The organism is Rubrivivax gelatinosus (assembly GCF_016583785.1).
GTDB classification, from domain to species: Bacteria; Pseudomonadota; Gammaproteobacteria; order Burkholderiales; family Burkholderiaceae_C; genus Rubrivivax; species Rubrivivax gelatinosus_B.
The window spans coordinates 1-24246 of sequence record NZ_NRRU01000068.1; the positions used below are offsets into that span (position 1 = coordinate 1).

Genomic DNA, 24246 nt, shown 5'->3' on the forward strand with positions numbered 1-24246 from the left:
GGCCAAGACCGCCCCGCCCCCGGAGTCCGCGACGCCACGCCTGCTGCGCAGCGAAGAGGAGCTGGCCGCGCTGCCAGTGTCCGAGCGCATCCGCTACCGCCTGGTCTGCGCCGACCGGCGCTTCCACGCCAACGACAACATCTCGGCTTTCGTGCGCGACGGCGAGCTGCCCGAGCTGAAGCAGGAGGTGCAGGCCAAGGTCGAGGAACTGCTGCGCGCGCTCGTCATCGACACCCAGAGCGACCACAACACGCAGGAGACGGCCAAGCGCGTGGCCAAGATGTACATCGACGAGGTCTTCCGCGGCCGCTTCCATCCGATGCCCGCGGTGACCGAGTTCCCGAACGCCGAGCGCCTGAACGAGCTGATGATCGTCGGCCCGATCACGGTGCGCAGCGCCTGCAGCCACCACCTGTGCCCGATCTTCGGCAAGGTCTGGATCGGCCTGCTGCCCAACGAGCACTCCAACCTGATCGGGCTGTCCAAGTACGCCCGCATCACCGACTGGATCATGAGCCGGCCGCAGATCCAGGAGGAAGCGGTGACGATGCTGGCCAACGAACTGCAGGAGCGCGTGCGCCCGGACGGCCTGGCGATCGTGATGGAGGCCGACCATTTCTGCATGCACTGGCGCGGCGTCAAGGACACCGACAGCGCGATGGTCAACAGCGTGATGCGCGGCGCGTTCCTGAAGGATCCGAACCTGCGACGCGAATTCCTCTCGCTGCTGCCGCGCAAGAACACCTGAAAGGCCCGCGATGCTCGTCCGCCTCATGTACGTCAGCCGCGCCGTGCCGGCGCTGGACACCGAAGAGCTGAGTTCGATCCTGCGCGCCTCGCGCAGCCAGAACCCGGCGCTCGGCATCACCGGGGTGCTGTGTTACTCCGACGGCATCTTCGTGCAGGTGCTCGAAGGCGGCCGCAGCGCCGTCAACCGGCTGTACGCGCGCATCGTCGGCGACCCGCGCCACACCGAGGTCGAGATCCTCAGCTACGAGGAGATCGGCGAACGCCGCTTCGCCGGCTGGTCCATGGGCCAGGTGAACATCTCGCGCCTGAACCCGGGGCTGCTGCTGAAGTACTCGGAGACGGCGACCCTGGACCCCTACGCGGTCTCGGGCCAGGTCTCCAAGGCCTTGTTCGACGAACTGGTGGCCACGGCCGCGATCGTCGGCCAGTCCTGAGCGCTACAGCCGCCCGGCGGGCTCGAAGCGGTACAGCCGCAGCAGCAGCCGCGTCGGGAACTGCGCGGCTGCCTCGTCGTAGGCGGCGCCGGCGTCGTTGAAAAGCTGGCGCGCGAAGGCCAGGCGCGAAGCGCTGTCGCCGAGCAGCGCGGCCTGCTCGGCGATCGCCGGCTCGGCCTTCAGCAGCGGCTGCTGGTCCAGCAGCGCCAGCACGCGGCTGGCGGCGGCACCCATCGCCGCCTCGCCCTTGACCAGCGCCAGCGTGGCGTCCAGCCGCACCGGCCGCACCGCCAGCGCCTCGGCCGCCTCCTGCACCTGGGCCTGCGCGGCGAGCAGCGCGTCCAGCGCCCGGGCTTCGTCGGCCATCGGCGCACGCAGCGCCTCGGCCAGCACACGCGCCGCCGCGCCGCGCCGCGCCAGCGCCTCGGCGACGATCAACCAGGCCGCGCCGATGGCCGCACGCAGCGCCACCAGCCGGTTGTAGGCGCCGACCATCCAGAAGACGATCACGGCCGCGACGGCCAGCACCAGGATCTGGGCCCAGGACACGGCGGTCAGCAGCGCACTTCGCCCTGGCCGAACACGATCCACTTCAGCGAGGTCAGGCCTTCCAGCCCGACCGGGCCGCGGGCGTGGAACTTGTCGGTCGAGATGCCGATCTCGGCGCCCAGACCGTACTCGAAGCCGTCGGCGAAACGCGTGCTGGCGTTGACCATCACGCTGGCCGAATCGACCTCGCGCAGGAAACGCATCGCGTTCGGGTGGTTCGTCGTCAGGATGGTGTCGGTGTGGTGCGAGCCGTGGCGGTTGACGTGGGCGATGGCCTCGTCGAGGCTGGCGACCACCTTGATGCTGATGACCGGTGCCAGGTACTCGGCGTCCCAGTCGGCTTCGTCCGCGTCGGCCAGCTTCGCCCCCGGCACCGCCGCCAGGATCGCCTTGGCGGCCGGGCAGCAGCGCATCTCCACGCCCTTGGCGGCGAAGACCGCGCCGATGCGCGGCAGGAAGGCCTGCGCCTGCGCCGCATGCACCAGCAGCGACTCGGCGGCGTTGCAGGGGCTGTACTTCTGCGTCTTGGCGTTGTCGGTGACGGTGACGGCCTGCTCCAGATCGACCTCGGCGTCGACGTAGACGTGGCAGTTGCCGTCCAGGTGCTTGATGACCGGCACCCGTGCCTCGGCGGCGATGCGCTCGATCAGGCCCTTGCCGCCGCGCGGGATGATGACGTCGACGTGCTGCGGCATCGTGATCAGGCGCCCGACCGCGGCGCGGTCGGTGGTTTCGACGAGCTGCACCGCGTCGGCCGGCAGGCCGGCGTCGACGAGCGCGCGCTGCACCAGCTTCCACAGCGCGAGGTTGGAGTGCAGCGCCTCCGAGCCGCCGCGCAGGATGCAGGCGTTGCCGCTCTTGATCGCCAGCGAGGCGGCCTCGATCGTCACGTTGGGCCGGCTCTCGAAGATCATGCCGAACACGCCCAGCGGCACGCGCATGCGGCCCACCGAGATGCCGCTGGGGCGGCGGCGCAGCTCGCCGATCTCGCCGATCGGGTCGGGCATCGCGGCAATCTGTTCGCAGCCTTCGGCCACCGTCGCGATGACCTTAGGCGTCAGCTTCAGCCGGTCGACCATCGGTTCGGCCAGCCCGGCCGCGCGGGCCGCAGCGAGGTCGAGTTCGTTGGCCTGCTGCAGCGGCAACGGGTTGGCGCGCAGCGCGGCGGCCAGGCGGCGCAGCGCATCGTTCTTGGCGGCGGTGCTGGCACGCGCCATCGCGGTCGAGGCCACGCGCGCGGCGGCGCCGACGCGGTCCATGTAGGCGGCGATGTCGTCGGTCGGGTTCATGGCGGAATTGTCCCGCATCCGCCCCGGCACGGCGTTCAGCGCAGTGTGCCGGGCGGCACCAGGCCGCGGCGCGGGATCGGCGTCGAGAACACGATCTGGGTGCGCGTCTCGCCCCAGACGTTGATCGAGCCGAGGAAAGCCTCCAGCGCCGGCAGGTCGGCGGCGACGACGGTCAGCAGGTACGAGTCGGCGCCGGCGACGTGGTGGCATTCCAGCACCTCGGCGGCACGGCCGATCTGGTCGAGGAAGGCCTTCTTCGCCGGCTGGCCGGAGACGGTGAGGCCGACGATCGCGCGCACCGTGTAGCCGGCACGCGCGGCGTCGACGTCGGCGGCGACACCGCGCACGACGCCGGCGTCCTGCAGCCGCTTCAGGCGTTCGGCGGTCGCGGGGATGGACAGCCCGGCGGCTTCGGCCAGCACCTTCAGCGGCGCGCGGCCGTCCTGCTGCAGCGCGAGCAGCAGGCGCCAGGCTTTGTCGTCGATGTTGGTTTCGGCCATCCGCCAATCTTGCCTGAATAGTCGAAACCGTCGACGCACTTCACCTGAATTCAGCCCTGGATGAAGGCCGAACGCCTGCCGACAATGAAGCCGTGAACGCAGACCTCACCCTCTTCCTGCAGTCCACCGCGATCGGGCTGTCTATCGCCGCGCCGGTGGGCCAGATCGGCCTGCTGGCGATCCAGCGCACGCTGCAGTACGGCTCGGCCGCCGGCATCGCCACCGGCCTGGGCGCGGCCGCGGCCGACGCGATCTACGGCGCCATCGGCGCCTTCGGTGTCACGGCGCTGATCCACTTCCTCGTCGAGCAGCGCACGCTGCTGGCCGGCGCCGGCTCGGCTCTGCTGCTGTGGATGGCCTGGCGCATCGCGCGCCAGCCGCCCGCCCGCCGCCGCGAGGACAGCGACGAACGGGCGCCGCTGGCACGGCTGTTCGCCGGCACCTTCGTGCTGACGCTGGCCAATCCGACGACGATCCTGTCCTTCATCGCCGTCTTCGGCGCACTCGCCGGGCGCAGCGCGGTGGCCTCGCCGCTGGTCATGGTGGCCGGCGTCGCCGCCGGCTCGGCTCTGTGGTGGTTCGTGCTGGCGGGCGCGGTCGGCCGGCTGCGCTCGCGCTTCGACGCGCGCTGGCAGCACCGGGTCAAGCTCGCGTCGGCGGCGCTGCTGGCCGGTTTTGCGCTCTGGCAGCTGGCGGCGCTGGCGCGCTGAATCAGCCGGCGAGCACGCGTTCCAGCCAGGCCGCGACGGCCTCGGGCGCGGCGTCCAGTTCCAGCTGCTTGCGGCGCCCGCTCTGGCCGTGCATCAGGCGCACGGCGCGTTTGGGCAGGCCCAGCTCGTCGGCCAGCCAGGCGACCAGGGTCTCGTTGGCCTTGCCGTCGACGGGCGGCGCGTTCAGGCGCACACGCAGCGCGCCGTCGTGCAGACCGTCGGCGCCGGTGCGGCGCGCGTTCGGCACCACCGCCACCCGCAGCCGCGAGAGCTCGGCTCCCGCGGCCGACAGGCAGGGCGGCGGTGCGGCGGCGCTCACGCCGCGGTCTTGCGCGCCGGCGCCTTCTTCGCCGGCGGCCGCGCGGCACGCGGTTCGAACGCGAAGCCGACCTTGCCTTCCTTGGCGTCGTAGACGAGGAAGGCCTTGAACTTGCGCTTGGTCTTGTTCGAGACGAAGTCCTCGAGCAGCTTGGTGCGCCCGGTCGTCAGCAGCCGCGTCATCTCTTCGTGCGAGACCGCCTGCTGCAGGATCACGGTGCCGCTCTTGAAGTCGCAGGTCGCGGTCGGGCCGACGGCGTGTTCGCAGACGTAGCTGGTGCCGTGTTCGTAGACGTGGCCGCGGCACTTCGGGCAGGCGCCCAGGCTCTCGCGGCCGCTGAAATCGACCGCCTCGCCTTCGCCCTCGCTCGCCTTGGCCTCGTCGCCGAAGTCGAACTCCAGCTTCCAGTTGCCGATTTCTTCGTCGCGCACGATGCGCAGCTCGGCGCTGAAGGGCCAGCCGGCCTTGGAGCGGAAGCCCTCCAGCGGGCCCAGGCGTTTGTCGCGCAGCAGCGCGTCGGCCTCGGCGACCTCGAAGGTGCGGCCGGCCGGCAGCTTGGTGATGCTGAAGCCGCAGCCACTGCCTTCGGCCGCGCCGGCGGCGCCGGTGCAGGCGAAGCGGCGGTAGTTCTCCTTGACCACGCCGCCGCAGTTCGGACAGGGCGATGCCAGCGTCGCGTAGTCGCCGGGGATGGTGTCGCGGTCGTATTCCTTGGCTTTCTTGACGATGCGCTCGGCCATCTTCGCGATCTCGGCCATGAAGCGTTCGCGGCTGAGTTTGCCGTGCTCCATCTGCGACAGCTGGTACTCCCAGTTGCCGGTGAGCTCGGGCTTGGTCAGGTCCTCGATCGCCAGCCCACGCAGCAGCGTCATCAGCTGGAAGGCCTTGGCCGTGGGCACCAGGTCGCGGCCTTCGCGCAGCATGTACTTCTCGAGGATCAGGCCTTCGATGATCGCGGCGCGCGTGGCCGGCGTGCCCAGGCCCTTCTCGGCCATCGCCTGGCGCAGTTCGTCGTCGTCGACGAGCTTGCCCGCGCCTTCCATCGCCGACAGCAGCGTGCCTTCGTTGTAGCGCGCCGGCGGCTTGGTCTTCGACTGCTTGACGTCGACCCCTTCGGTACGCACCAGCTCGCCCTGCGTCACCGGCACCAGGTTGGCGTCCTCGTCCTGCGCTTCCTTGCCGTAGACGGCCAGCCAGCCGGGGTTGACCAGCACCTTGCCGTTGGTCTGGAAGTGGTGCGTCGCCTCGGCCACCGCGACCTTGCTGATGCGCGTCGTGACCATGTACTCGGCCGCCGGATAGAACACGGCGATGAAGCGCTTGACGACCATGTCGTAGAGCTTGGCCTCGATCTCGGTCAGGCTCTTCGGGGCCTGCAGCGTCGGGATGATGGCGAAGTGGTCCGAGACCTTGGTGTTGTCGAAGACACGTTTGGTCGGCTTCACGTAACCGGCGCCCAGGCCCTTGCGCGCGTGCTGCGACAGCAGCGCCAGCGGCCCCGGCAGTTCTTCCTCGGCGAGCATCGCGAAGGTCTGCTTGACGACGGGGACGTAGTCCTCGGGCAGCGCGCGCGAGTCGGTCCGCGGGTAGGTCAGCACCTTGTGCTTCTCGTACAGCGCCTGGGCGATCGACAGCGTCGTCTTGGCCGAGAAGCCGAAGCGCGAGTTGGCCTCGCGCTGCAGCGTCGTCAGGTCGTAGAGCAGCGGGCTGCTTTGCGAACTGGGCTTGGCCTCCTCGGTGACGGTGGCCGGCTGGCCACGCACGGCGGCGGCGATGGCCTGGGCGTCGGCTTCGTTCCAGAGGCGGTCGGCGCGGGCCTCGGCGTCGTCCGGGTTCTTCTTCCACTTCGGGTCGAACCACTTGCCTTCGTACTGCCCGGCCTGGGCGTCGAAGGCGGCGCGCACTTCCCAGTAGTCGCGTGCGACGTGTTTGCGGATCTTCTCCTCGCGCTCGACGACGATGGACAGCGTCGGCGTCTGCACCCGGCCGACGGTGGTCAGGAAGAAACCGCCGTCGCGCGAGTTGAAGGCCGTCATCGCGCGCGTGCCGTTGATGCCGACGAGCCAGTCGGCTTCGGAGCGGCTGCGTGCGGCGTCGGCCAGGCCCTGCATCTGCTCGTCGCTGCGCAGCTTGTCGAAGCCGTCGCGTATCGCCTGCGGCGTCATGCTCTGCAGCCACAGGCGGCGGATCGGCTTGGCAAGCGGCTTGCCGGCGGCCGCGTACTGCACGATCAGGCGGAAGATCAGCTCGCCCTCGCGCCCCGCGTCGCAGGCGTTGACGAGTTCGCTGACGTCCTTGCGCCGCACCAGCTTGGACACCGCCGCGAGCCGCGACTTGGACTTGTCGATCGGCGCCAGGTCGAAATGCGGCGGCACCACCGGCAGGTTGGCGAAGCTCCACTTGCCGCGCTTGACGTCGTATTCCTCCGGCGCCTTGATCTCCACCAGATGGCCGACGGCCGAGGTGACGACGTAGCCGTCGCTCTCGAAGTGGTCGGCGTGCTTCTCGAACTTGCCGGCCACAGGCGTCAGCGCGCGGACGATGTCCTGGGCGACGCTGGGCTTCTCCGCAATGATCAGAGTCTTCGTCATGTGTCCCTTGGGCCACGGCTGCGATGCCGTGCCTACAATCCGCCGTCCTTCGCGCGCACGTACACACGCGCGCGCCCCTGATTTCAATGTACCGAATGAAGAAGACCGTGCAACCGGCGGCGCCAAAGAGCGATTCGCGGCGCATCCAGGTGCGACGCAGCGGCGTGCACGGCAAGGGGGTCTTCGCGCTGCGACCCATCGCCGCCGGCACCCGCCTCATCCAGTACAAGGGCCAGCTGATCAGCTGGCCCGAGGCCTTGCGCCGTCACCCCCACGACCCGGCGCAGCCCAACCATACCTTCTATTTCCACGTCGACGACGGCCACGTGATCGACGCCAACGTCGGCGGCAACGCGGCGCGCTGGATCAACCACGCCTGCGACCCGAACTGCGAGGCTGCGCTGCTCGACGACGGCCGCGTCTTCATCGAGGCGCAGCGCGACATCGAGGCCGGCGAAGAGCTGTTCTACGACTACGGGCTGACGATAGACCTGCGCTACACCGCCAAGCTGAAACAGGAGTACGCCTGCCGCTGCGGCAGCCCGAACTGCCGCGGCACGATGCTGGCGCCCAAGCGCCGTTGACACGATGAACCATCCGCAACCCGCCGCCGCCCCGACCACGCCCGACGACGCGGCCGAGGCATCGCCGCCGCTGCGCTGGGGTGCCGAGGACCTGTGGCTGCAGTTGCAGCCGCTGCTGCCCGGCGTCAGCGTCGAGGTCGTCGCGCAGACCGACTCGACGAACACGCGGCTGATCGAACGCGCCCGCGCCCAGGCCGGCCAGCGCGACGCGCCGGTGACGCGGCCGGGCGAGCTCAAGGTGTTCGGCGAGCTGCCGCGCGCGCCCTACGGCCGCCGCGCCGGCGACACCGAACCCTGTCTGCTCGTGGCCGAACACCAGACCGGCGGCCGCGGCCGCCTGGGCCGCGACTGGCTGGGCACGCCGGGAGCCTCGCTCACCTTCTCGCTGTCGCTGCCGCTGGCGCCGCGCGACTGGTCGGGGCTGTCGCTGGCGGTCGGCGTCGCGCTCGCCGAGGCGCTGGACACCGAACTGCCGCGCATCGGCCTGAAGTGGCCCAACGACCTGTGGCTGCTCGACGGCCCGGGCCGCGGCCGCAAGCTCGGCGGCGTGCTGATCGAAACGGTGCCGGTCGGCCAGCGCCGCATGTGCATCGTCGGTGTCGGCCTGAACGTGCTGCCGCAGGAAGCCGAGGGCCTGACCCACGGCTACGCCTGCCTGCAGGAGTTCGACGCCGAAGCCAGCGCGCCGCGTGCACTGGCCGCGGTGGCGGCGCCGCTGGTGCAGGCGCTGCAGCGTTTCGAGGCCGAAGGCTTCGCCCCGTTCGCCGCCGGCTTCGCGCGCCGCGACCTGCTCGCCGGGCAGTCGGTGACGACGACCGGCCCCGAGCCGCTGCAGGGCGTGGCCGAAGGCGTCGACGAACGCGGCGCCCTGCGCGTGCGCGCCGGCACGCTGCACACGCTGGTCAGCGGCGAAGTCAGCGTGCGCCTGCGGGACCGCGCATGCTGAGGACGCTGGCCGTCCTGCTGCTCGCCGCCAACCTGCTGTTTTTCGGCTGGAGCCGCGGCTGGCTGGCGCCGGTGCTGCCGGCGCCGCAGCACGGCGAACGCGAGCCGGCACGGCTGGCCGCGCAGATCAAGCCCGAGACCATCCACCTCGTCACGCCGCAGGCCGCCAGCGCGGCGGTCGCCAGCGTCGCCTGCATCGAGGCCGGCCCGTTCAGCGACGCCGACGTCAGCGGCGCCGAAGACGCCCTGATCGCCGCCGGCCTGCCCGGCGACCTGTGGAAGCGGCGCCAGCAGCAGCAGCCCACGGTCTGGCTGGTCTACCTCGGGCGCCTGGACGCCGCAGAGCTGCGCGCCCGCAGCGCCGCGCTGCAGCGCCTGCGCCTGCACTACGAGACGCTGGATGCGCCGCCTGAGCTCGCGCCCGGCCTCGTGCTGTCGCGCCACGAGTCGCGCGAAGACGCCGAACGGGCACTTGCCCAGGCCACGGCCAAGGGCGTGAAGGGCGCGCGTGCGGTCGCGCTGCCGCCGCCACCGCTGCAGCACTGGCTGCGCGCGGCGCGCGCCGACGCGACGCTGCAGAAACGCCTGGCCGAAGTCACGCTGCCCGGCGGCGAACGTTTCGAGCGCTGTCCGCGCTGAGGCCGGCAGACGATGCCGCCGCCCTTCGAGTACCAGAACCCGACGCTGCAGTTCGAGCGTTTCCTCGTCGCCGCGCGCGACCACGCCGGGCTGGCGACGACGAACATGGCCTGGAACATGGTCGTCGGCGTGCTGCACAGCTTCCGCGCCCACCTGTCGCTGGAGCAGGCCATCGCCTTCGCCCAGGTGCTGCCGCCGATGGTGCGTGCGCTCTTCACCGACGACTGGGACCCAGGCCTGCCGCCGACGCCGTTCGGCAGCCCCGCCGAACTGCTGGCCGAGGTGCGCGCCGTGCGTCACGAGCACAACTTCTCGCCCGACAACGCGATCGAGGCGGTCGCCCGGGCGCTGCACGAACAGGTCGAGCCCGCCGCCTTCGACCGCGCCCTCGCCGCGCTGCCGCCGCCGGCGCGCGACTACTGGGCGGTCTGAGCCGCCGCCCATGAAAAACGGCCCCGCGAGGGGCCGTCTTCAAGTCCCGGCCGCAGCCGGGTTCAGCGCCTTCAGGCGGCGATGACTCGCACCATCTCGAGCACCTTGCAGGAGTAGCCCCACTCGTTGTCGTACCAGGCGATGATCTTGACGAAGGTCTTGTCCAGCGCGATGCCGGCGTCGGCGTCGAACACCGAGGTGCAGCTTTCGCCGCGGAAGTCGGTGGCGACGACCTTGTCGGTGGTGTAGCCGAGCACGCCCTTCATCGGGCCCTCGCTGGCGGCCTTCATCGCCGCGCAGATGTCCTCGTAGCTCGTTTCCTTGTTCAGCTCGACGGTCAGGTCGACGACCGAGACGTCGGAGGTCGGCACGCGGAAGGACATGCCGGTGAGCTTCTTGTTCAGCTCGGGGATGACCTTGCCGACGGCCTTGGCGGCGCCGGTGGAGCTGGGGATGATGTTCTCGAGGATGCCGCGGCCGCCGCGCCAGTCCTTGTTGCTCGGGCCGTCGACGGTCTTCTGCGTCGCGGTGGCGGCGTGCACCGTGGTCATCAGGCCGCGCTTGATGCCGAAGTTGTCGTTCAGCACCTTGGCGACCGGCGCCAGGCAGTTGGTCGTGCAGCTGGCGTTGGAGACGATGGCCTGGCCGGCGTAGGTCTTGTCGTTGACGCCGTAGACGAACATCGGCGTGTCGTCCTTGGACGGCGCGCTCATGATGACCTTCTTGGCGCCGGCGGCCAGATGCTTCTCGGCGGTTTCCTTGGTCAGGAAGAGGCCGGTCGACTCGACGACGATGTCGGCGCCGACTTCGCCCCACTTCAGCTCGGCCGGGTCCTTGATCGCGGTGAGGCGGATCTTCTTGCCGTTGACGATCAGCGTGTGGCCGTCGACCGAGATGTCGCCCTTGAAGCGGCCGTGCACGCTGTCGTACTGCAGCATGTAGGCCAGGTAGTCGGGCTCGAGCAGGTCGTTGATGGCGACGACTTCGATGTCGTCGAAATGTTTGATCGCGGCACGGAACACCATGCGCCCGATGCGGCCGAAGCCGTTGATGCCGATCTTGATGGTCATGTCTTCTCTCCTGAACGGTAAAGGTGAACGGGCTTCGGCGCCTGGGCGGCCGGACCGGGCGGCCCGGCCGGCGCCACTAGGGGGCGATCTTGCCGCAGCCAGCGCGGCGGGTCACGCGCCGGCCTGCCAGCGCTGGTGATGAGAGGCGGGCGGCGCGCAGCACGGGGTCAGCGGCCGAGGACCTTGCGCACCACCGCGGCGACGTTCTCCGGCGTGAAGCCGAAGAGCTTGAAGAGCACGCCGGCGGGCGCGCTCTCGCCGTAGCGGTCCAGGCCGACGACGGCGGCGCAGCCGTACTTCCACCAGCCGTCGGTGACGCCGGCCTCGACGGCGATGCGCGGCAGCTTCGCCGGCAGCACCGAGACCTTGTAGGCCAAGCTCTGGCGGTCGAAGGTGGTCGTGCTGGGCATGCTGACGACACGCACCGAGATGCCGGCCGCGGCCAGCAGCGCCTGCGCGTGCAGCGCCAGCTGCACCTCGCTGCCGGTGGCGATGATCACCGCCTGCGGCTTCTTCTTCAGCCCGACTTCGCTCGGTTCTGCGAGCACGTAGGCGCCCTTGCCGATGTCCTCCAGCGTCGCCTTGGGCGCGTAGGGCAGGTTCTGGCGCGACAGCAGCAGCGCCGTCGGGCGCTCGGTGTTGCCGATCGCGACCGTCCACGCGACGGTGGTCTCGGCGGTGTCGGCCGGGCGCCAGACGTCCAGGTTCGGGATCAGGCGCAGCGACGCCGCGTGTTCGACGCTCTGGTGCGTCGGGCCGTCTTCGCCCAGGCCGATCGAGTCGTGGGTGAAGACGTGCACGACCCGCTGCTTCATCAGCGCCGCCATGCGCAGCGCGTTGCGGCTGTAGTCGCTGAAGGTCAGGAAGGTGCCGCCGTAGGGGATGAAGCCGCCGTGCAGCGCGATGCCGTTCATCACCGCGGCCATGCCGAACTCGCGCACGCCGTAGTTGATGTGGCGGCCGCCGTTGGGCGTGCCGGCGTCGTCGAAACGCAGCGGCGCGGTCGAGCTGGTGTTGGTCAGGTTGGAGCCGGTCAGGTCGGCCGAGCCGCCGAGCAGCTCGGGCAGCGCCTTCGTGAACACCTCCAGCGCCAGCTGGCTGGCCTTGCGCGACGCGACCGTCTCGGCCTTGTCGTGCGCGGCGATCGCGGCGTCGGCGGCGATGCGGGCGAAACCGGCCGGCAGCTCGCCCTTCATGCGGCGCTCGAACTCGGCGGCCAGTTCGGGGAAGGCGGCGCGGTAGGCGGCGAAGGCCTTGGCCCAGGCGGCTTCGGCCTTCTCGCCGGCGGTGCGTGCGTCCCAGGCGGCGTAGGCGTCCTCGGGCAGCACGAAGGCTTCGTGGCTCCAGCCCAGCGTCTGGCGCGCGAGCGCGATCTCGGCCGTGCCCAGCGGCTCGCCGTGCGCCTTGGAGGTGCCGGCGCGGTTCGGCGAGCCCTTGCCGATCGTCGTCTTGCAGATCACCAGCGTCGGCTTGGTCGCCGAGCCGCGTGCCGCCTTCAGCGCGGCGTCGACGGCGGCGACGTCATGGCCGTCGACCGGGCCGACGACGTTCCAGCCGTAGGCGTCGAAACGTTTGGCGACGTCGTCGACGTACCAGGGCGAGACCTGGCCGTCGATCGAGATGCCGTTGTCGTCGTAGAGCGCGACCAGCTTGTTCAGCTTCCAGGCACCGGCCAGCGCGCAGGCTTCGTGGCTGATGCCTTCCATCAGGCAGCCGTCGCCGAGGAAGGTGTAGGTGCGGTGGTCGACGACCGTGTGGCCGGGGCGGTTGAACTCCTGCGCCAGCAGCTTCTCGGCCAGCGCCATGCCGACGGCGTTGGTGATGCCCTGGCCCAGCGGGCCGGTGGTGGTCTCGACGCCCGGCGTCATGTCGACCTCGGGGTGGCCCGGGGTCTTGCTGTGCAGCTGGCGGAAGTTGCGCAGTTCCTCGATCGGCAGCGCGTAGCCGGTCAGGTGCAGCAGCGCGTAGATCAGCATCGAGCCGTGGCCGTTGCTGAGCACGAAGCGGTCGCGGTCGGCCCAGTTCGGGTTCGCCGGGTTGTGCTTCAGGTGCCGACCCCAGAGCGCGACGGCCATCTCGGCCATGCCCATCGGAGCGCCCGGGTGGCCGGAGTTGGCTTGCTGCACCGCGTCCATCGCGAGCACGCGGATCGCGTTCGCCATCAACGAGGTGTCGGGGGAGGAAGTCTTGGCCATGCTGCGTCGACAGCCTCGTGGGCAGCCGATTCGAAGGTGGGAAAAGCGCTCGATTCTAGGGCGCCCCTACACTGCCGGCCGATGAGCGCCCGAGCCCTGATCCTCGCCGCCGGCCGCGGCGAGCGCATGCGACCGCTGACCGACACGACGCCCAAACCGCTGCTGCCGGTGCGCGGCCGGCCGATGATCGAGTGGCATCTGCTGGCGCTGGCGCGTGCCGGCGTGCGCGAGGTCGTGATCAACACCGCCTGGCTGGAGGAGCAGTTCCCGTCGGCGCTGGGCGACGGTTCGCGCTGGGGCCTGGCGATCCGCTACTCGGCCGAAGGTGCGGCGTATGGCGGCGCGCTCGAAACCGCCGGCGGCATCGCCACCGCGCTGCCCTGGCTGGCGCCGCACGGCGACGAAGCCTTCTGGGTCGTGTCCGGCGACATCGTCGCGCCGGACTTCGCTTTCGACGACGCCGAGCGCCGGCGTTTCGAAGACAGCGGCGACCTGGGCCGCATCTGGCTCGTGCCCAACCCCGGCTTCAACACACGCGGCGACTTCGTGCTCGGCCCGGGCGGCCGCCTGTCGCGCGAAGGCGACCGCGCCTGGACCTACGCCAACCTGGCGCTGCTGCGCCCGGCGCTGGTGGCCGGCATCGAGCCCGGCACACGCGCGGCACTCGGCCCGGCGCTGTTCGCCGCCGCCGCCGCGGGCCGGCTGTCGGGCGAGCCCTGGCGCGGCGAGTGGCACAACGTCGGCACGCCGGAGCAGCTCGCCGCGCTGTCCTGATCAGCGGTCTGCCAGCGGCGCCGTCACCGCGTCGATGCGCGCCAGCACCTCCGGCGTCAGGCGCTCGACCAGCGCCAGCGCACCCAGGTTGGCCTGCAGCTGCTCGACACGCGAGGCGCCGGTGATGACGCTGCTGACACGCGGGTTGTGCGCCACCCAGGCGATCGCCAGCTGCGCCAGCGTGCCGCCGAGTTCGGCCGCGATCGGCTCGAGCTGGGCGACGGCGGCGTTCTTCGCCGGGTCGAGCAGGCCGTCGCGCAGAAAGGCCATGTTGTCCATCGCGCCGCGGCTGCCGGCGGGCGCGCCGCTGCGGTACTTGCCGGTCAGCAGGCCCGAGGCCAGCGGGCTCCAGGTCGTCAGCCCCAGGCCGGTGTCCTCGTAGAGGCGGGCGTATTCCTGCTCGACGCGGCGGCGGTGGAACAGGTGGTATTGCGGCTGCTCGACCACCGGCTTGTGCCAGCCGTGGCGCTCGGCCAGCTCCCAGGCGGCGCGGATGTCGGCAGCACTCCATTCGCTGGTGCCCCAGTACAGCGCCTTGCCCTGCACGATCAGGTCGTTCATCGCACGCGCGGTCTCTTCGATCGGCGTGTTCGGATCGGGACGGTGGCAGTAGATGACGTCGATGAAGTCCAGGCCGAAGCGCGTGAGCGAGGCGTCGACCGCCTGCATCAGGTACTTGCGGTTGAGCGTGTCCTTGCGGTTGACGGCTTCGCCCTGGCGGTCCAGGCCCCAGAAGAACTTGCTGCTGACGACGTAGTTCAGCCGCGGCCAGGCCAGCCGGCGCAGCGCCTGGCCCATCACGACCTCGCTCTGGCCGCCGGCGTAGACCTCGGCGTTGTCGAAGAAGTTGACGCCGGCGTCGTAGGCGGCGGCCATCATCTCGACGGCGGCGTCGACGTCGACCTGGTTGTGATACGTGATCCAGGAGCCGAGCGAGAGCGCGCTGACGCGCAGGCCGGAACGGCCCAGACGACGGTATTGCATGGTGGTATCGGAAAGCACGATGAGAGACAGGAGGCCGATGCTAGTGGGTCGCTGCGGCGACAGCGACACCCCGGCGCCACGGCCACAATCGGGGTGATGGGAACGCTTTACCTCGTGCGCCACGGCCAGGCTTCGTTTGGCGCCGACGATTACGACTGCCTGAGCGAGCTCGGCCGGCGCCAGTGCCTGCAGCTGGGCATCTGGCTGCGCGAGCGCGGCATCCGCTTCGACGCCGCGCTGCACGGCTCGCTGCGGCGCCAGCGCGCGTCTTACGAGGCGATCGCCGAAGGCCACGGCGAGATGCCGGCGGCGGCGCTGCGGCCGCAGCTCGACGAATACGACAGCCACGCGCTGCTGGCCGCGGCCCACCCCGGGCCGCTGCCGACGGCCGACACGCCCGAGGCCTACCGCCGCTACTTCCAGCTGCTGCGCGAGGCGCTGCAGCGCTGGATGCTCGGCGAGATCGCGCCCGCCGGCATGCCGGCCTACGCCGACTGGCGCGCCGGCATCGTCGGCGTGCTGGGCGAGATCCAGCGCTCGCACACCGGCAACGTGCTGCTGGTGGCCAGCGGCGGGCCGATCTCGACTGCCGTCGGCCACCTGCTGCAGACGCCGCCGGAGGTGACGGTCGACCTGAACATGCGCATCCGCAACAGCTCGCTGACCGAGCTCGCGATCACGCCGCGGCGGCTGATGCTGGTCGCGTTCAACCACCTGCCGCACCTGGACCACCCGGAGCGGGAGGGCTGGATCACGTTCACCTGAGCACCATGGCGGACGGCGAGAATCGGGCGATGGTCGCTCCGCACATCGCCGTCGTCGGCGCCGGCCCGGTCGGGCTGGCGCTGGCCCTGCACGCCGCACGCGTGCTGCCCGCCGCACGCATCACCGTCTTCGACGCCCGGGCCGCCACGCACGACGTCGCCGCCGACGCACGCACGCTGGCGCTGTCGCTGGGCAGCGTGCAGTTCCTGCAGCGCCTGGTCGACTGGACGCCGCCGCACGCGATCGCCGAGGTGCAGGTCTCGCAGCAGCCGCCGTCCTTCGGCGAGGCCGTGGTGCACATCCGCGCCAGCGAACTCGGCGTGCCGCTGCTGGGCGCGGTGGCGAGCTACGGCGAGGTGGTCGCGCCGCTGCAGCGCGGCTGGCAGGCTGCGGCCGCGGCCGAGCCGCAGCGGCTGCAGCTGCGCCTGGGCACGCCGGTGCGGGCGATCAAGCCGGTGGCCAGCGGTGTCGAGCTCGACGCCGACATCGCCGAGAGCTTCGACCTGGCCGTCGTCGCCGAAGGCGGTGTCTTCGCCGACCAGGTGCGCAAGGCCCTGGTGCACGACTACCGCCAGACCGCCTGGGTCGGCAGCGTGACGCTGGACGGCCTGCCGCCGGGTGTCGCCTTCGAACGTTTCACGCGCGACGGCCCGCTGGCGCTGCTGCCGCGCGCAGACGGCCGCGCCTCGCTGGTCTGGTGCGTGCCCCGCGACGACGACCCGGTGCGTGCGCTCGACGCGCGCCAGCGCCTGGCGCTGCTGGCCGACCGCATCCCGGCCGCGGCCGGCCGGCCGCGTGCGATCACGCCGCTGAAGGACTTCGCGCTCGGGCTGAACGCCGAACGCACGCTGGTCGACGGGCGCTCGGTGCGCATCGGCAACGCCGCGCAGACGCTGCACCCGGTCGCCGGCCAGGGCCTGAACCTGGGGCTGCGCGACGCGCACGAGCTGGTCGCCGCACTGCGCCACGCGGCCGACATCGACAGCGCGCTCGCACGTGTCGAATGGGCGCGTTCACCCGACCGCTGGGCGACGATCGCAACGACCGACTTCCTGGCGCGCAGCTTCACCTGGCAGCTGCCGGGCTCCGGCCTGGCGCGGGGTCTCGGGCTGGCGGCGCTGCAGCGCGTCACGCCGGCGCGCCACTGGCTGGCGCGCCGAATGATGTTCGGCTCCCGTTGACGGGGACCACCCCCGAAGCGCCTTCGGCGCGCCTTGCAGGCCGCACCGGGCCGGTGGCCCGGCCCCTCTGCTGGCGCGGGCCGTCCACCGGACGCCCCACGTCCCGCCTCGGCCCCTCAAGGGGGCGCCGCCAGCGGCCCGGCAAAGCCGGTCCACGGCGGCAACTTGATTCGCTGGCTCAAGGCGCCACGCGGGCGACCTCGAAGCTGCCGGGGAGTCAGATGCGCCGGTGCGCCAGCGCCGGCAGCTGGCTGCGCACCTCGGCCAGGCGCGCGGCCGAGACCTCGGCGAGCACGACGCCCTCGCCTTCGTCGCGCTGCGCCAGCACCTCGCCCCAGGGGTCGGCGATCAGGCTGTGGCCCCAGGTGCGGCGGCCGCTCTCGTGCAGCCCGCCCTGCGCCGGCGCGAGCACGTAGCACTGGTTCTCGACCGCTCGCGCACGCAGCAGCAGCTCCCAGTGGGCGCGGCCGGTGGTCGCGGTAAAGGCCGCCGGCACGCACAGCAGGTCGCAGGGCGGCTGCGTCATCAGCGCGCGGTACAGCTCGGGGAAACGCAGGTCGTAGCAGACCGACAGGCCGACCCGCAGCGGCCCGCACTGCACGGCCACCGGCGTGTCGCCGGCGGCGAGCGTCGTCGCCTCGGCGTAGCGTTCGCGGCCGTTGTCGTAGGCGAAGAGGTGGATCTTGTCGTAGTGCGCGGCTTCGACGCCGTCGGGGCCGAAGACGCAGCAGCGGTTGAAGACCCGCTCGCCGTCGGGCGCACGCAGCGGCAGCGTGCCGCCGACGAGCCAGACGCCGTGGCGCGAGGCGAGGCCGGCGAGGAAGCGCTGGATCGCGCCGTCCCCCTCGGGCTCGGCAAAAGCGAGCTTGTCGGTGTCGCGCGCGCCGATCAGGCAGAAATACTCGGGCAGCGCGACCAGCTGCGCCCCGGCGCCCGCGGCCTCGGCCACCAGGCGCGCGGCGGTCTCGAGGTTACGGCCCAGGTCGGGCGTGCTGACCATCTGGACGGCGGCGATCTTCATGCGGGCATTCTGCTTCAGCGGGCGGGGCGGAGTCAGGGGAGCGAGGCTTTCCGGCCTTGGGTCCGGGCTCAGCCCTCGTGCGTGAAATCGCACGAGGGCCTGAGCCCGGACGAGCAAGGCCTTCCGGCCTTGCTCGTCCGGGCTCAGCCCTGTCGCCGGCACGGCGGGGGGCTTCAGCGCAGAATCGGCGCCCTCGACAAAGACAAAGACCGTCGGAGGGTCGTCCATGCCAGCCGTCCAGAACGCCGCGGCGGCGGCAGGGCACAGCCGTTTCGTGCAGCGCATCCGCCGCCGCTACGAAGCCGAGCGTGCGCTGCTGCCGCCGGGCGCGCCCGGGTTCGAGACCATCGTCGCGCTCGTCGCCGCACTGCTCGACCGGGGCCGCGAACTGCCGTCGGCGCTGCGCGTCGCGCGCCAGCTGGTGCTGGAACGGCTGGCGGTGCTGGACGTCGAACAAGCCGCCCCGCTGGACACCGTCACCGCGACGATGACCTCGCTGGCCGAGGCGACGCTGGATCTGGCGCTGACGCAGGCGCGGCAGGACGCCGACGAGCGCTACGGCCCGGCGCTGGACGCCCAGGGCCAGACGGTGGACCTGTGGATCATCGGCATGGGCAAGCTCGGCGCGCGCGAGTTGAACGTCTCGTCCGACATCGACCTGATCTACGTCTACGAGGACGACGGCCAGACCGCGGGCCCGCGCCCGGCCTCGTTCCACGAGTACTTCGCCTTCGTCGCCAAACGCCTGTACGCGCTGATCGGCGACAGCACCGAGGACGGTTTCGTCTTCCGCGTCGACCTGGCGCTGCGGCCCAACGGCAACTCGGGGCCGCCGGTCGTGAGCCTGGGCATGCTGGAGGAGTACTTCCAGGTGCAGGGCCGCGAATGGGAGCGTTTCGCCTGGCTCAAGAGCCGCATCGTCGCGCCGCGTGCGGCGGTCGGCACGCAGCGTGCGCTGGCGCTGCGATCGCTGGTCACGCCCTTCGTCTACCGCCGCTACCTCGACTACGGCGTCTTCGAAGGCCTGCGCCAGCTGCACCGCAAGATCCGCGAGGAAGCCCAGCGCCGCGCCGCCGGCCGGCCCGAACGCGCCAACGACGTCAAGCTCTCGCGCGGCGGCATCCGCGAGATCGAGTTCATCGTCCAGCTGATGCAGGTGGTGCGCGGCGGCCAGTTCCCCGAGATCCGCACCCGCAGCACGCTGCGCGCGCTGGCCCGGCTGTCGGCGCGCGGGATGATGTCGCCCGAGACCGCCGAGCGCCTGCACGGCGCCTACGTGCTGCTGCGCCGCATCGAACACCGCATCCAGTACCTCGACGACCAGCAGACCCATCTGCTGCCCACCGGCGACGAAGACCTGGCCTGGATCGCCTGCAGCCTGGGCGAAGACGACACCGGCGCGCTGCTGCACCGGCTGTGCGAGGCGCGCGAGGCCGTCGCCGCCGAGTTCGACGCGCTGCTGATGGAAGGCGCCACGCCGCCGGCCGGCAACGGCCGCAACGGCTGCCGCCAGTGCGGCACCGGGCCGCTGCCCATCGACAGCGAAGCGCTGCTCGAACGCCTGCCGCCGGCGCTGTCCGCACGCCTGCGCGACTGGGTGACGCAGCCGCGCGTGCTGGCGCTGCGCGACGAGAGCCGGCTGCGCCTGGGCCGGCTGATGCAGGCCGCGGCGCGTGGCATCGCCGACGGTTGCTGCACCGAGCAGGCGGCGCTGCGTTTCGTCGACTGGGTCGAGCCGCTGCTGCGGCGCGAGAGCTATCTGGCGCTGCTGGCCGAACGCCCCGAGGTGCTGCGCCGGCTGCTGCGCCTGCTCGGGCTGGCGCGCTGGCCGATGCAGTACCTGATGCGCCATCCGGGCGTCATCGACGAGCTCGCCGACTCGCGCCTGCAGCACCAGCGTTTCGAGCGCGAGACCTTCGCCGCCGAGCTGGAAGAGCGCCGCCTGGCCTGGGACCGCGCCGGCGAGTGCGACGAGGAGCGGCTGCTGGACATGCTGCGCCAGGCGCACCACGCCGAGGTCATGCGCACGCTGGTGCGCGACGTCGAGGGCGAACTGACGGTCGAGCAGGTCGCCGACGACCTCTCGGCGCTGGCCGACACGATGCTCGCGACCACGGTGCGCTGGGCCTGGAGCCGCTTCCGCCAGGCGCACCGCGAAGAGCCGGCGCTGGCCGTCATCGCCTACGGCAAGCTCGGCGGCAAGGAGCTGGGCTACGGCAGCGACCTCGACGTCGTCTTCCTCTTCGACGACGCCGACGAAGCCGACCCGGCGCGCGCGCAGGAGATCTACGGCGCCTTCGTGCGCAAGCTGATCACCTGGCTGACGCTGCGCACCGCCGCCGGCGAGCTGTTCGACATCGACACCGCGCTGCGGCCCAACGGCAACTCGGGGCTGCTGGTGACCTCGATCGCCTCGTTCGACCGCTACCAGGTCGGCCGCGGCAGCAACACCGCGTGGACCTGGGAGCACCAGGCGATCACGCGGGCACGCTGCGCCACCGGCGGCGCAGCGCTGGCGGCGGCCTTCGACGCGACGCGGCGCTCGGTGCTGGTCGCCGAGCGCGACCCGCAGGCGCTGCGCGACGAGATCGGCACGATGCGGCGCAAGGTGCGCGACGCGCACCCGGTGAAGGCCGGGCGCTTCGACGTCAAACACTCGGCCGGCGGCATGATGGACGTCGAGTTCGCCGTCCAGTACCTGGTGCTGGCGCATGCGCGCACCCATCCCGCGCTGATCGGCAACCTGGGCAACATCGCGCTGCTGCAGCTGGCCGAGGACGGCGGCCTGCTGCCGGCCGGCATCGGCCGCGCGGCCGCCGACGCCTATCGCGAGCTGCGCCGCGCGCAGCACACCGCGCGCCTGGACGAGCAGCCGACGCATTTCGAACCCGGGACGATGGCCGCGCAGCGCGACGCGGTGCTGGCGCTCTGGCGCAGCGTCTTCGGCGCCGGCTGAAGCGGCTTCAGGGGCGCACGAGCACGGCGGCGGCGTAGGGCTGCGCCAGCGCTGCGTCGTGCACGTACAGCGGCTGCAGCAGCCACTGGCGCACCGGAGCGCGGGGGCTCGCGGCCAGCTGGCGCACACGGGCCTCGGCCTGGCTGCCGGCCGCGACAAAGACGGTCGTCCCGCGCGCGGTCTCGGCCTGATCGGCGAGCAGCAGGCGCGCCTGGGGGAACTGCACGCGCAACCCGGCCGCCAGCCGCGGCGGATCGACGACCAGCGTGTCGGGCCGCGGCACCAGCGTGCGCAGCTCGGCCGCGAGCGCGCCGACCGGTTCGTTCAGCTCGTCGGGCTGGCCGCGCCGTCCGTCCAGCGGCGCGCGCAGCGTGATGCCGGCCAGCAGCAGCGCCGCCAGCACCAGCGTGGCCACGGTGTAGCGGCGCTCGGCCGCCGCCGGCGGCGGCGCCGGCAGCCATAACCAGCCGGCCAGCGGCAGCAGGAACAGCAGGGGCTGCATCCAGCGGCTCTTGAAATGCGTGACACCGCCCGCCAGCGCCAGCGCCGCCAGCGCCAGCGCCAGCAGCACGAAGTAGGCGAGCACGGCGCGGCGCACGGCGTCCGGCTGCGCCGCCGGCGCGCCGGCGCGTGCGGCGCGCCGCGCCGGCCAGTAGACGAGCAGGCCGAAGACCAGCAGCCAGGGCGCGGCCATGCTGAGGGCCGCCCGCAGCGCGCTCCAGATCCCGTGGACCCGGGCCACCAGGCCACCGCCGTCTTGCAGCTGCATCTTGCGCGCGGTGCCGCTCGTCACCTCGCCCAGGTGCTGCAATGCCCAGGCCAGGTGCGGCGCGACGACGAGCAGCGCGACCAGCAGCGCCGCCAGCGTCCAGCGCGAGAACAGCCGCGGCCGCAGCTGCGGCACGGCCAGGGCGCAGCCGACCAGCAGCGCGTGGAAGACGAGCAGGTTGTACTTGGCCAGCAGCCCGAGGCCGACGACGGCACCGAACACCAGGTAGTGCCAGGGCCGCGGCGCACGCGCGATGCGCACGAAGAGCCCGAGCGCCAGGGCCGCGCAGGTGGTGGCCAGCACCGTGTGCGTCAGGTCGCGCTGCGACTCCCAGCCGATCTGCGGCAGCCACAGCATGCCGGCAGCCACCAGCCCGGCCGACGCCCCGACCAGCGGCCAGGCGGCCCAGGCGAGCGCGACGTAGGCCAGCGCCAGCAGCCCGTTCTTCAGCAGCGCCAGGCCGGCGATCGAAGGCCCGAGCGGCTCGAAGACGGCCCACTGCAGCCAGGTGTAGAGCGGCGGCTGCGCGCCGTAGCCCCAGGCGAGCTCGCGCGTCCAGAGCAGCTGTTCGGCCTCGTCGAGCTCGGGGGCCGGCGACACCAGCACGCGCGCCAGCGTCTGCAAGGCGAAATAGCCGATCGCGAACCAGAACCAGCGGAGCAGCCGGCGGCCGTCGTTCGCCGGGGTGACGTGGGGCAGCAGCGACATCGCAGCAGCTTAGGGTGGGCGGTTTAACGCGGATTTAACCGGCACGCGATGTCATCGGGACGAAACTTTGCCGCGCGCCGCACAAACCTCGCGCCTGCTGAATGTTCCAGCCTACCGAACCCATCCTGCGCCCCGTGACCGGCGCTGCACCCCAGCAGCCGGCGCCCGCGGTGTCGGTGGTGATCCCGGTCTTCAACGAAGCCGCCAACCTGCGCGATCTGGTCGCACGCGTGCACGAGGCGCTGGCGGCGCGGCCCGGCGGCTTCGAGCTGATCTGCATCGACGACGGCTCGCGCGACGGCAGCGAGCGCCTGCTGCTCGAGCTGGCGGCCGGTCGCCCCTGGCTCAAGCCGGTGATCCTGGCACGCAACTACGGCCAGTCGACGGCGCTGCAAGCCGGTTTCGAACGCGCCGCCGGCCGCTACATCGCGACGCTGGACGGTGACCTGCAGAACGACCCGCTGGACCTGCCGGCGCTGCTCGACCGCCTGGACACCGACGACTCGATCGACATGATCTCGGGCTGGCGCCAGCAGCGCCAGGACCATGCGCTGTCGCGCCGCCTGCCCTCGCGGCTGGCCAACCGGCTGATCTCGTGGGCGACCAAGGTCGAGCTTCACGACTACGGCTGCGCGCTCAAGGTCTACCGGCGCGAGATCATCGAGCGCATCCACCTGTACGGCGAGCTGCACCGCTTCATCCCGTCGCTGGCCAAGGAAGCCGGCGCCCGCATCGTCGAGGTGCCGGTGCGCCACCACGCACGCACACGCGGCCAGTCCAAGTACGGCCTGGACCGCAGCTTCCGCGTCATCCTCGACCTGCTGCTGATCGTCTTCGTGCTGCGCTACCGCCAGCGGCCGCTGCACGCCTTCGGCGGCCTCGGGCTGGCGCTGGCGACGCCGGGGCTGGCGATGCTCGGCTACCTCGTCGTGCTCAAGCTGCTGGGCGAAACCATAGGCCAGCGCCCGCTGCTGATGGCCGGCACGATGCTGGTGCTGGTCGGCCTGCAGTTCGTCGCCGTCGGGCTGATCAGCGAGATGCTGGTGCGCATCTATTACGAGAAAGGGCCGCGGCCCCAATACCACCTGCGCCCGCCCCGCGAGCCGGGCGGTCCGGGCTGGTGACGGCCGGACCGGCGCGCCGCCTGTGGCGCCTGGCCGGCGCCGCGCTGCTGCTGGCGGCGGTGTTCTGGCTCGCCGGCCCGGCCGAGGTGGCGCGCACGCTGCAGGCGGCCGACCCCGGCTGGCTGGCCGCCGGCCTGGGCTGTGCGCTCGCGGCCAACGCCGTGTCGGCCTTGCGCTGGCAGGCCTTGTGCGCGTGGATGGGCATGGTCGTCGCGCGCCGCTGGGCGCTGGTCACCTACTTCCGCGGCGTTGCCGTCAACGTTGCGCTGCCCGGTGCCGTGGTCGGCGGCGACGTGCTGCGCGCCACGGCGCTGCAGCGCCTGGGGCATCCGGGTGTGGCGGCGGCGATGTCGGTGCTCGGCGACCGCATCAGCGGGCTGTTGATGCTGATCGCACTGGGTGTAGTCGCGCTGCTGCTCGGCGTCGGCACGCCGGCGTGGGACCAGCTGACCGGCGCCTGGCCGGGGCTGCAGGCGCTGGCCTCGCGCCCGCTGCTGGCCGCGCTGCTGGCGGCGATGCTCGTGCTGCCCTGGCTGGTCATCGCGCTGGCGCGCGGCGCCGGCCCGCTGGCCGGGCGGCTGCGGGGCGCGCTGGCACCGCTGCTGCGCCACCCGCAGCCGGGGCGGCAGTACCTGGACCAGGTCGGGCTGTCGCTGGCGGTGCAGGCGCTGTCGGTGGCCGCGCTCGGCTGCGCCGGCATGGCCGTCGGGGCGGCACCGGCGCCCTGGGCGCTGGCCGCCGCCGCGGTGCCGATCTTCCTGACGGCGACGCTGCCGGTCAGCTTCGGCGGCTGGGGCACACGCGAGGCGGCGGCGGCGATCTGCCTGGTGCCGCTGGGCGTGACGCCGGCGCAGGCCGTGACGATGTCGGTGATCTACGGCCTGTACCCGGTGGTACAGGCGGCGCTGGCGCTGGTGTCGACCGGCGGCGCGCCGCGGCCGCCGCGCTGAAGCCGCG

Annotated in this window: 23 protein-coding genes; 13 read left to right on the forward strand and 10 right to left on the reverse strand. The window is 72.0% G+C overall.

Features of this window, described 5'->3' with window-relative positions; genetic code table 11:
- Both folE and CKO43_RS16995 read left to right on the forward strand, forming a co-directional pair.
- Positions 1-748 (forward strand): GTP cyclohydrolase I (gene folE / locus CKO43_RS16990; RefSeq protein WP_431191963.1); only part of this gene is annotated, 748 nt, incomplete at its 5' end.
- A 10-nt stretch (positions 749-758) separates the two neighbouring features.
- Complete coding sequence (locus CKO43_RS16995) at positions 759-1184, forward strand: BLUF domain-containing protein (RefSeq protein WP_200379340.1); 426 nt, start codon at positions 759-761, stop codon at positions 1182-1184.
- 3 nt (positions 1185-1187) lie between these two features.
- On the opposite strand, the gene CKO43_RS17000 is transcribed toward CKO43_RS16995, so the two are convergent.
- Genes CKO43_RS17000 through CKO43_RS17010 form a run of 3 tightly spaced genes read right to left on the reverse strand, consistent with a single transcriptional unit; the run spans position 1188 to position 3522 of the window.
- The gene (locus CKO43_RS17000; RefSeq protein WP_200379341.1) at positions 1188-1733 is read right to left on the reverse strand and encodes a LemA family protein; all 546 of its coding nucleotides are present in this window, start codon (positions 1731-1733) and stop codon (positions 1188-1190) included.
- A 5-nt stretch (positions 1734-1738) separates the two neighbouring features.
- Positions 1739-3022, reverse strand: coding sequence for a glutamate-5-semialdehyde dehydrogenase (locus CKO43_RS17005; RefSeq protein ID WP_200379342.1), 1284 nt, complete (start codon positions 3020-3022; stop codon positions 1739-1741).
- A gap of 35 nt (positions 3023-3057) precedes the next feature.
- Complete coding sequence (locus CKO43_RS17010) at positions 3058-3522, reverse strand: Lrp/AsnC family transcriptional regulator (RefSeq protein ID WP_200226848.1); 465 nt, start codon at positions 3520-3522, stop codon at positions 3058-3060.
- Positions 3523-3614: 92 nt separating this feature from the next.
- Here CKO43_RS17010 and CKO43_RS17015 point away from each other — a divergent pair, with 92 nt between their 5' ends.
- Entirely contained in the window at positions 3615-4232 is a 618-nt protein-coding gene (locus tag CKO43_RS17015; RefSeq protein WP_200379343.1) for a LysE family transporter, read from the forward strand.
- A 1-nt stretch (position 4233) separates the two neighbouring features.
- On the opposite strand, the gene CKO43_RS17020 is transcribed toward CKO43_RS17015, so the two are convergent.
- Together CKO43_RS17020 and CKO43_RS17025 are read right to left on the reverse strand one after the other, a co-directional pair.
- On the reverse strand, positions 4234-4551 hold the full coding sequence (locus CKO43_RS17020; RefSeq protein ID WP_346014398.1) for a DUF167 domain-containing protein: 318 nt from the start codon (positions 4549-4551) through the stop codon (positions 4234-4236).
- A complete protein-coding gene (locus CKO43_RS17025) occupies positions 4548-7142 on the reverse strand; it encodes a DNA topoisomerase III (protein WP_200379344.1) in 2595 nt (864 codons plus the stop codon). The genes CKO43_RS17020 and CKO43_RS17025 overlap by 4 nt, the downstream gene beginning before the upstream one ends.
- A 95-nt stretch (positions 7143-7237) precedes the next feature.
- On the opposite strand from CKO43_RS17025, the gene CKO43_RS17030 reads away from it, so the two are divergent.
- From CKO43_RS17030 to CKO43_RS17045, 4 genes are read left to right on the forward strand one after another with little or no spacing between them, the layout of a single operon-like run.
- A complete protein-coding gene (locus CKO43_RS17030) occupies positions 7238-7726 on the forward strand; it encodes an SET domain-containing protein (RefSeq protein WP_200226852.1) in 489 nt (162 codons plus the stop codon).
- A 4-nt stretch (positions 7727-7730) separates the two neighbouring features.
- Complete coding sequence (locus CKO43_RS17035; RefSeq protein ID WP_242477832.1) at positions 7731-8672, forward strand: biotin--[acetyl-CoA-carboxylase] ligase; 942 nt, start codon at positions 7731-7733, stop codon at positions 8670-8672.
- Complete coding sequence (locus CKO43_RS17040) at positions 8666-9310, forward strand: hypothetical protein (protein ID WP_200226853.1); 645 nt, start codon at positions 8666-8668, stop codon at positions 9308-9310. Before CKO43_RS17035 ends, CKO43_RS17040 begins: the two co-directional genes overlap by 7 nt.
- A gap of 12 nt (positions 9311-9322) precedes the next feature.
- Positions 9323-9742 carry a DUF2267 domain-containing protein gene (locus CKO43_RS17045; RefSeq protein WP_200379345.1) on the forward strand — a complete coding sequence of 140 codons (420 nt, stop codon included), beginning with the start codon at positions 9323-9325 and terminating at the stop codon, positions 9740-9742.
- A 71-nt stretch (positions 9743-9813) separates the two neighbouring features.
- Here CKO43_RS17045 and gap read toward each other — a convergent pair whose 3' ends face one another.
- Both gap and tkt read right to left on the reverse strand, forming a co-directional pair.
- Positions 9814-10812 (reverse strand): type I glyceraldehyde-3-phosphate dehydrogenase, encoded by a 999-nt coding sequence (gene gap, locus CKO43_RS17050; protein ID WP_200226854.1) that lies wholly within the window; start codon positions 10810-10812, stop codon positions 9814-9816.
- Positions 10813-10979: 167 nt separating this feature from the next.
- Positions 10980-13007 (reverse strand): transketolase, encoded by a 2028-nt coding sequence (gene tkt, locus CKO43_RS17055; RefSeq protein ID WP_200379346.1) that lies wholly within the window; start codon positions 13005-13007, stop codon positions 10980-10982.
- Between the two features lie 81 nt (positions 13008-13088).
- Between tkt and murU the strand changes: the two genes are divergently transcribed.
- A complete protein-coding gene (gene murU, locus CKO43_RS17060; RefSeq protein WP_200379347.1) occupies positions 13089-13781 on the forward strand; it encodes an N-acetylmuramate alpha-1-phosphate uridylyltransferase MurU in 693 nt (230 codons plus the stop codon).
- Here murU and CKO43_RS17065 read toward each other — a convergent pair whose 3' ends face one another.
- A complete protein-coding gene (locus CKO43_RS17065) occupies positions 13782-14765 on the reverse strand; it encodes a potassium channel beta subunit family protein (protein ID WP_200226858.1) in 984 nt (327 codons plus the stop codon). It lies immediately after the preceding gene.
- Positions 14766-14861: 96 nt separating this feature from the next.
- Between CKO43_RS17065 and CKO43_RS17070 the strand changes: the two genes are divergently transcribed.
- Together CKO43_RS17070 and CKO43_RS17075 are read left to right on the forward strand one after the other, a co-directional pair.
- The gene (locus CKO43_RS17070; protein WP_200379348.1) at positions 14862-15530 is read left to right on the forward strand and encodes a histidine phosphatase family protein; all 669 of its coding nucleotides are present in this window, start codon (positions 14862-14864) and stop codon (positions 15528-15530) included.
- A 29-nt stretch (positions 15531-15559) separates the two neighbouring features.
- The gene (locus tag CKO43_RS17075; RefSeq protein WP_200379349.1) at positions 15560-16711 is read left to right on the forward strand and encodes an FAD-dependent monooxygenase; all 1152 of its coding nucleotides are present in this window, start codon (positions 15560-15562) and stop codon (positions 16709-16711) included.
- 217 nt (positions 16712-16928) lie between these two features.
- Here CKO43_RS17075 and CKO43_RS17080 read toward each other — a convergent pair whose 3' ends face one another.
- The gene (locus CKO43_RS17080; RefSeq protein ID WP_200379350.1) at positions 16929-17732 is read right to left on the reverse strand and encodes a carbon-nitrogen hydrolase family protein; all 804 of its coding nucleotides are present in this window, start codon (positions 17730-17732) and stop codon (positions 16929-16931) included.
- 226 nt (positions 17733-17958) lie between these two features.
- Between CKO43_RS17080 and glnE the strand changes: the two genes are divergently transcribed.
- Positions 17959-20688: a bifunctional [glutamate--ammonia ligase]-adenylyl-L-tyrosine phosphorylase/[glutamate--ammonia-ligase] adenylyltransferase gene (glnE, locus tag CKO43_RS17085; protein ID WP_200379351.1), complete on the forward strand. Its 2730-nt coding sequence runs from the start codon at positions 17959-17961 to the stop codon at positions 20686-20688.
- A 7-nt stretch (positions 20689-20695) separates the two neighbouring features.
- On the opposite strand, the gene CKO43_RS17090 is transcribed toward glnE, so the two are convergent.
- Positions 20696-22165 carry an ArnT family glycosyltransferase gene (locus CKO43_RS17090; protein WP_200379352.1) on the reverse strand — a complete coding sequence of 490 codons (1470 nt, stop codon included), beginning with the start codon at positions 22163-22165 and terminating at the stop codon, positions 20696-20698.
- A gap of 101 nt (positions 22166-22266) precedes the next feature.
- Here CKO43_RS17090 and CKO43_RS17095 point away from each other — a divergent pair, with 101 nt between their 5' ends.
- Positions 22267-23289 (forward strand): glycosyltransferase family 2 protein, encoded by a 1023-nt coding sequence (locus CKO43_RS17095; protein ID WP_200379353.1) that lies wholly within the window; start codon positions 22267-22269, stop codon positions 23287-23289.
- Positions 23286-24239: a lysylphosphatidylglycerol synthase domain-containing protein gene (locus CKO43_RS17100; protein ID WP_200379354.1), complete on the forward strand. Its 954-nt coding sequence runs from the start codon at positions 23286-23288 to the stop codon at positions 24237-24239. Before CKO43_RS17095 ends, CKO43_RS17100 begins: the two co-directional genes overlap by 4 nt.
- The last annotated feature ends 7 nt before the right edge of the window (positions 24240-24246 follow it).

Excerpts from the sequence above, each read along its gene's own strand:
- CKO43_RS16995 (WP_200379340.1), top strand. The coding sequence starts at position 759 with ATGCTCGTCCGCCTCATGTACGTCAGCCGCGCCGTGCCGGCGCTGGAC.
- CKO43_RS17005 (WP_200379342.1), bottom strand. The coding sequence starts at position 3,022 with ATGAACCCGACCGACGACATCGCCGCCTACATGGACCGCGTCGGCGCC.
- CKO43_RS17010 (WP_200226848.1), bottom strand. The coding sequence starts at position 3,522 with ATGGCCGAAACCAACATCGACGACAAAGCCTGGCGCCTGCTGCTCGCG.
- CKO43_RS17025 (WP_200379344.1), bottom strand. The coding sequence starts at position 7,142 with ATGACGAAGACTCTGATCATTGCGGAGAAGCCCAGCGTCGCCCAGGAC.
- CKO43_RS17030 (WP_200226852.1), top strand. The coding sequence starts at position 7,238 with ATGAAGAAGACCGTGCAACCGGCGGCGCCAAAGAGCGATTCGCGGCGC.
- CKO43_RS17035 (WP_242477832.1), top strand. The coding sequence starts at position 7,731 with ATGAACCATCCGCAACCCGCCGCCGCCCCGACCACGCCCGACGACGCG.
- CKO43_RS17040 (WP_200226853.1), top strand. The coding sequence starts at position 8,666 with ATGCTGAGGACGCTGGCCGTCCTGCTGCTCGCCGCCAACCTGCTGTTT.
- CKO43_RS17045 (WP_200379345.1), top strand. The coding sequence starts at position 9,323 with ATGCCGCCGCCCTTCGAGTACCAGAACCCGACGCTGCAGTTCGAGCGT.
- gap (WP_200226854.1), bottom strand. The coding sequence starts at position 10,812 with ATGACCATCAAGATCGGCATCAACGGCTTCGGCCGCATCGGGCGCATG.
- tkt (WP_200379346.1), bottom strand. The coding sequence starts at position 13,007 with ATGGCCAAGACTTCCTCCCCCGACACCTCGTTGATGGCGAACGCGATC.
- murU (WP_200379347.1), top strand. The coding sequence starts at position 13,089 with ATGAGCGCCCGAGCCCTGATCCTCGCCGCCGGCCGCGGCGAGCGCATG.
- CKO43_RS17065 (WP_200226858.1), bottom strand. The coding sequence starts at position 14,765 with ATGCAATACCGTCGTCTGGGCCGTTCCGGCCTGCGCGTCAGCGCGCTC.
- CKO43_RS17070 (WP_200379348.1), top strand. The coding sequence starts at position 14,862 with ATGGGAACGCTTTACCTCGTGCGCCACGGCCAGGCTTCGTTTGGCGCC.
- CKO43_RS17075 (WP_200379349.1), top strand. The coding sequence starts at position 15,560 with ATGGTCGCTCCGCACATCGCCGTCGTCGGCGCCGGCCCGGTCGGGCTG.
- CKO43_RS17080 (WP_200379350.1), bottom strand. The coding sequence starts at position 17,732 with ATGAAGATCGCCGCCGTCCAGATGGTCAGCACGCCCGACCTGGGCCGT.
- glnE (WP_200379351.1), top strand. The coding sequence starts at position 17,959 with ATGCCAGCCGTCCAGAACGCCGCGGCGGCGGCAGGGCACAGCCGTTTC.
- CKO43_RS17090 (WP_200379352.1), bottom strand. The coding sequence starts at position 22,165 with ATGTCGCTGCTGCCCCACGTCACCCCGGCGAACGACGGCCGCCGGCTG.
- CKO43_RS17095 (WP_200379353.1), top strand. The coding sequence starts at position 22,267 with ATGTTCCAGCCTACCGAACCCATCCTGCGCCCCGTGACCGGCGCTGCA.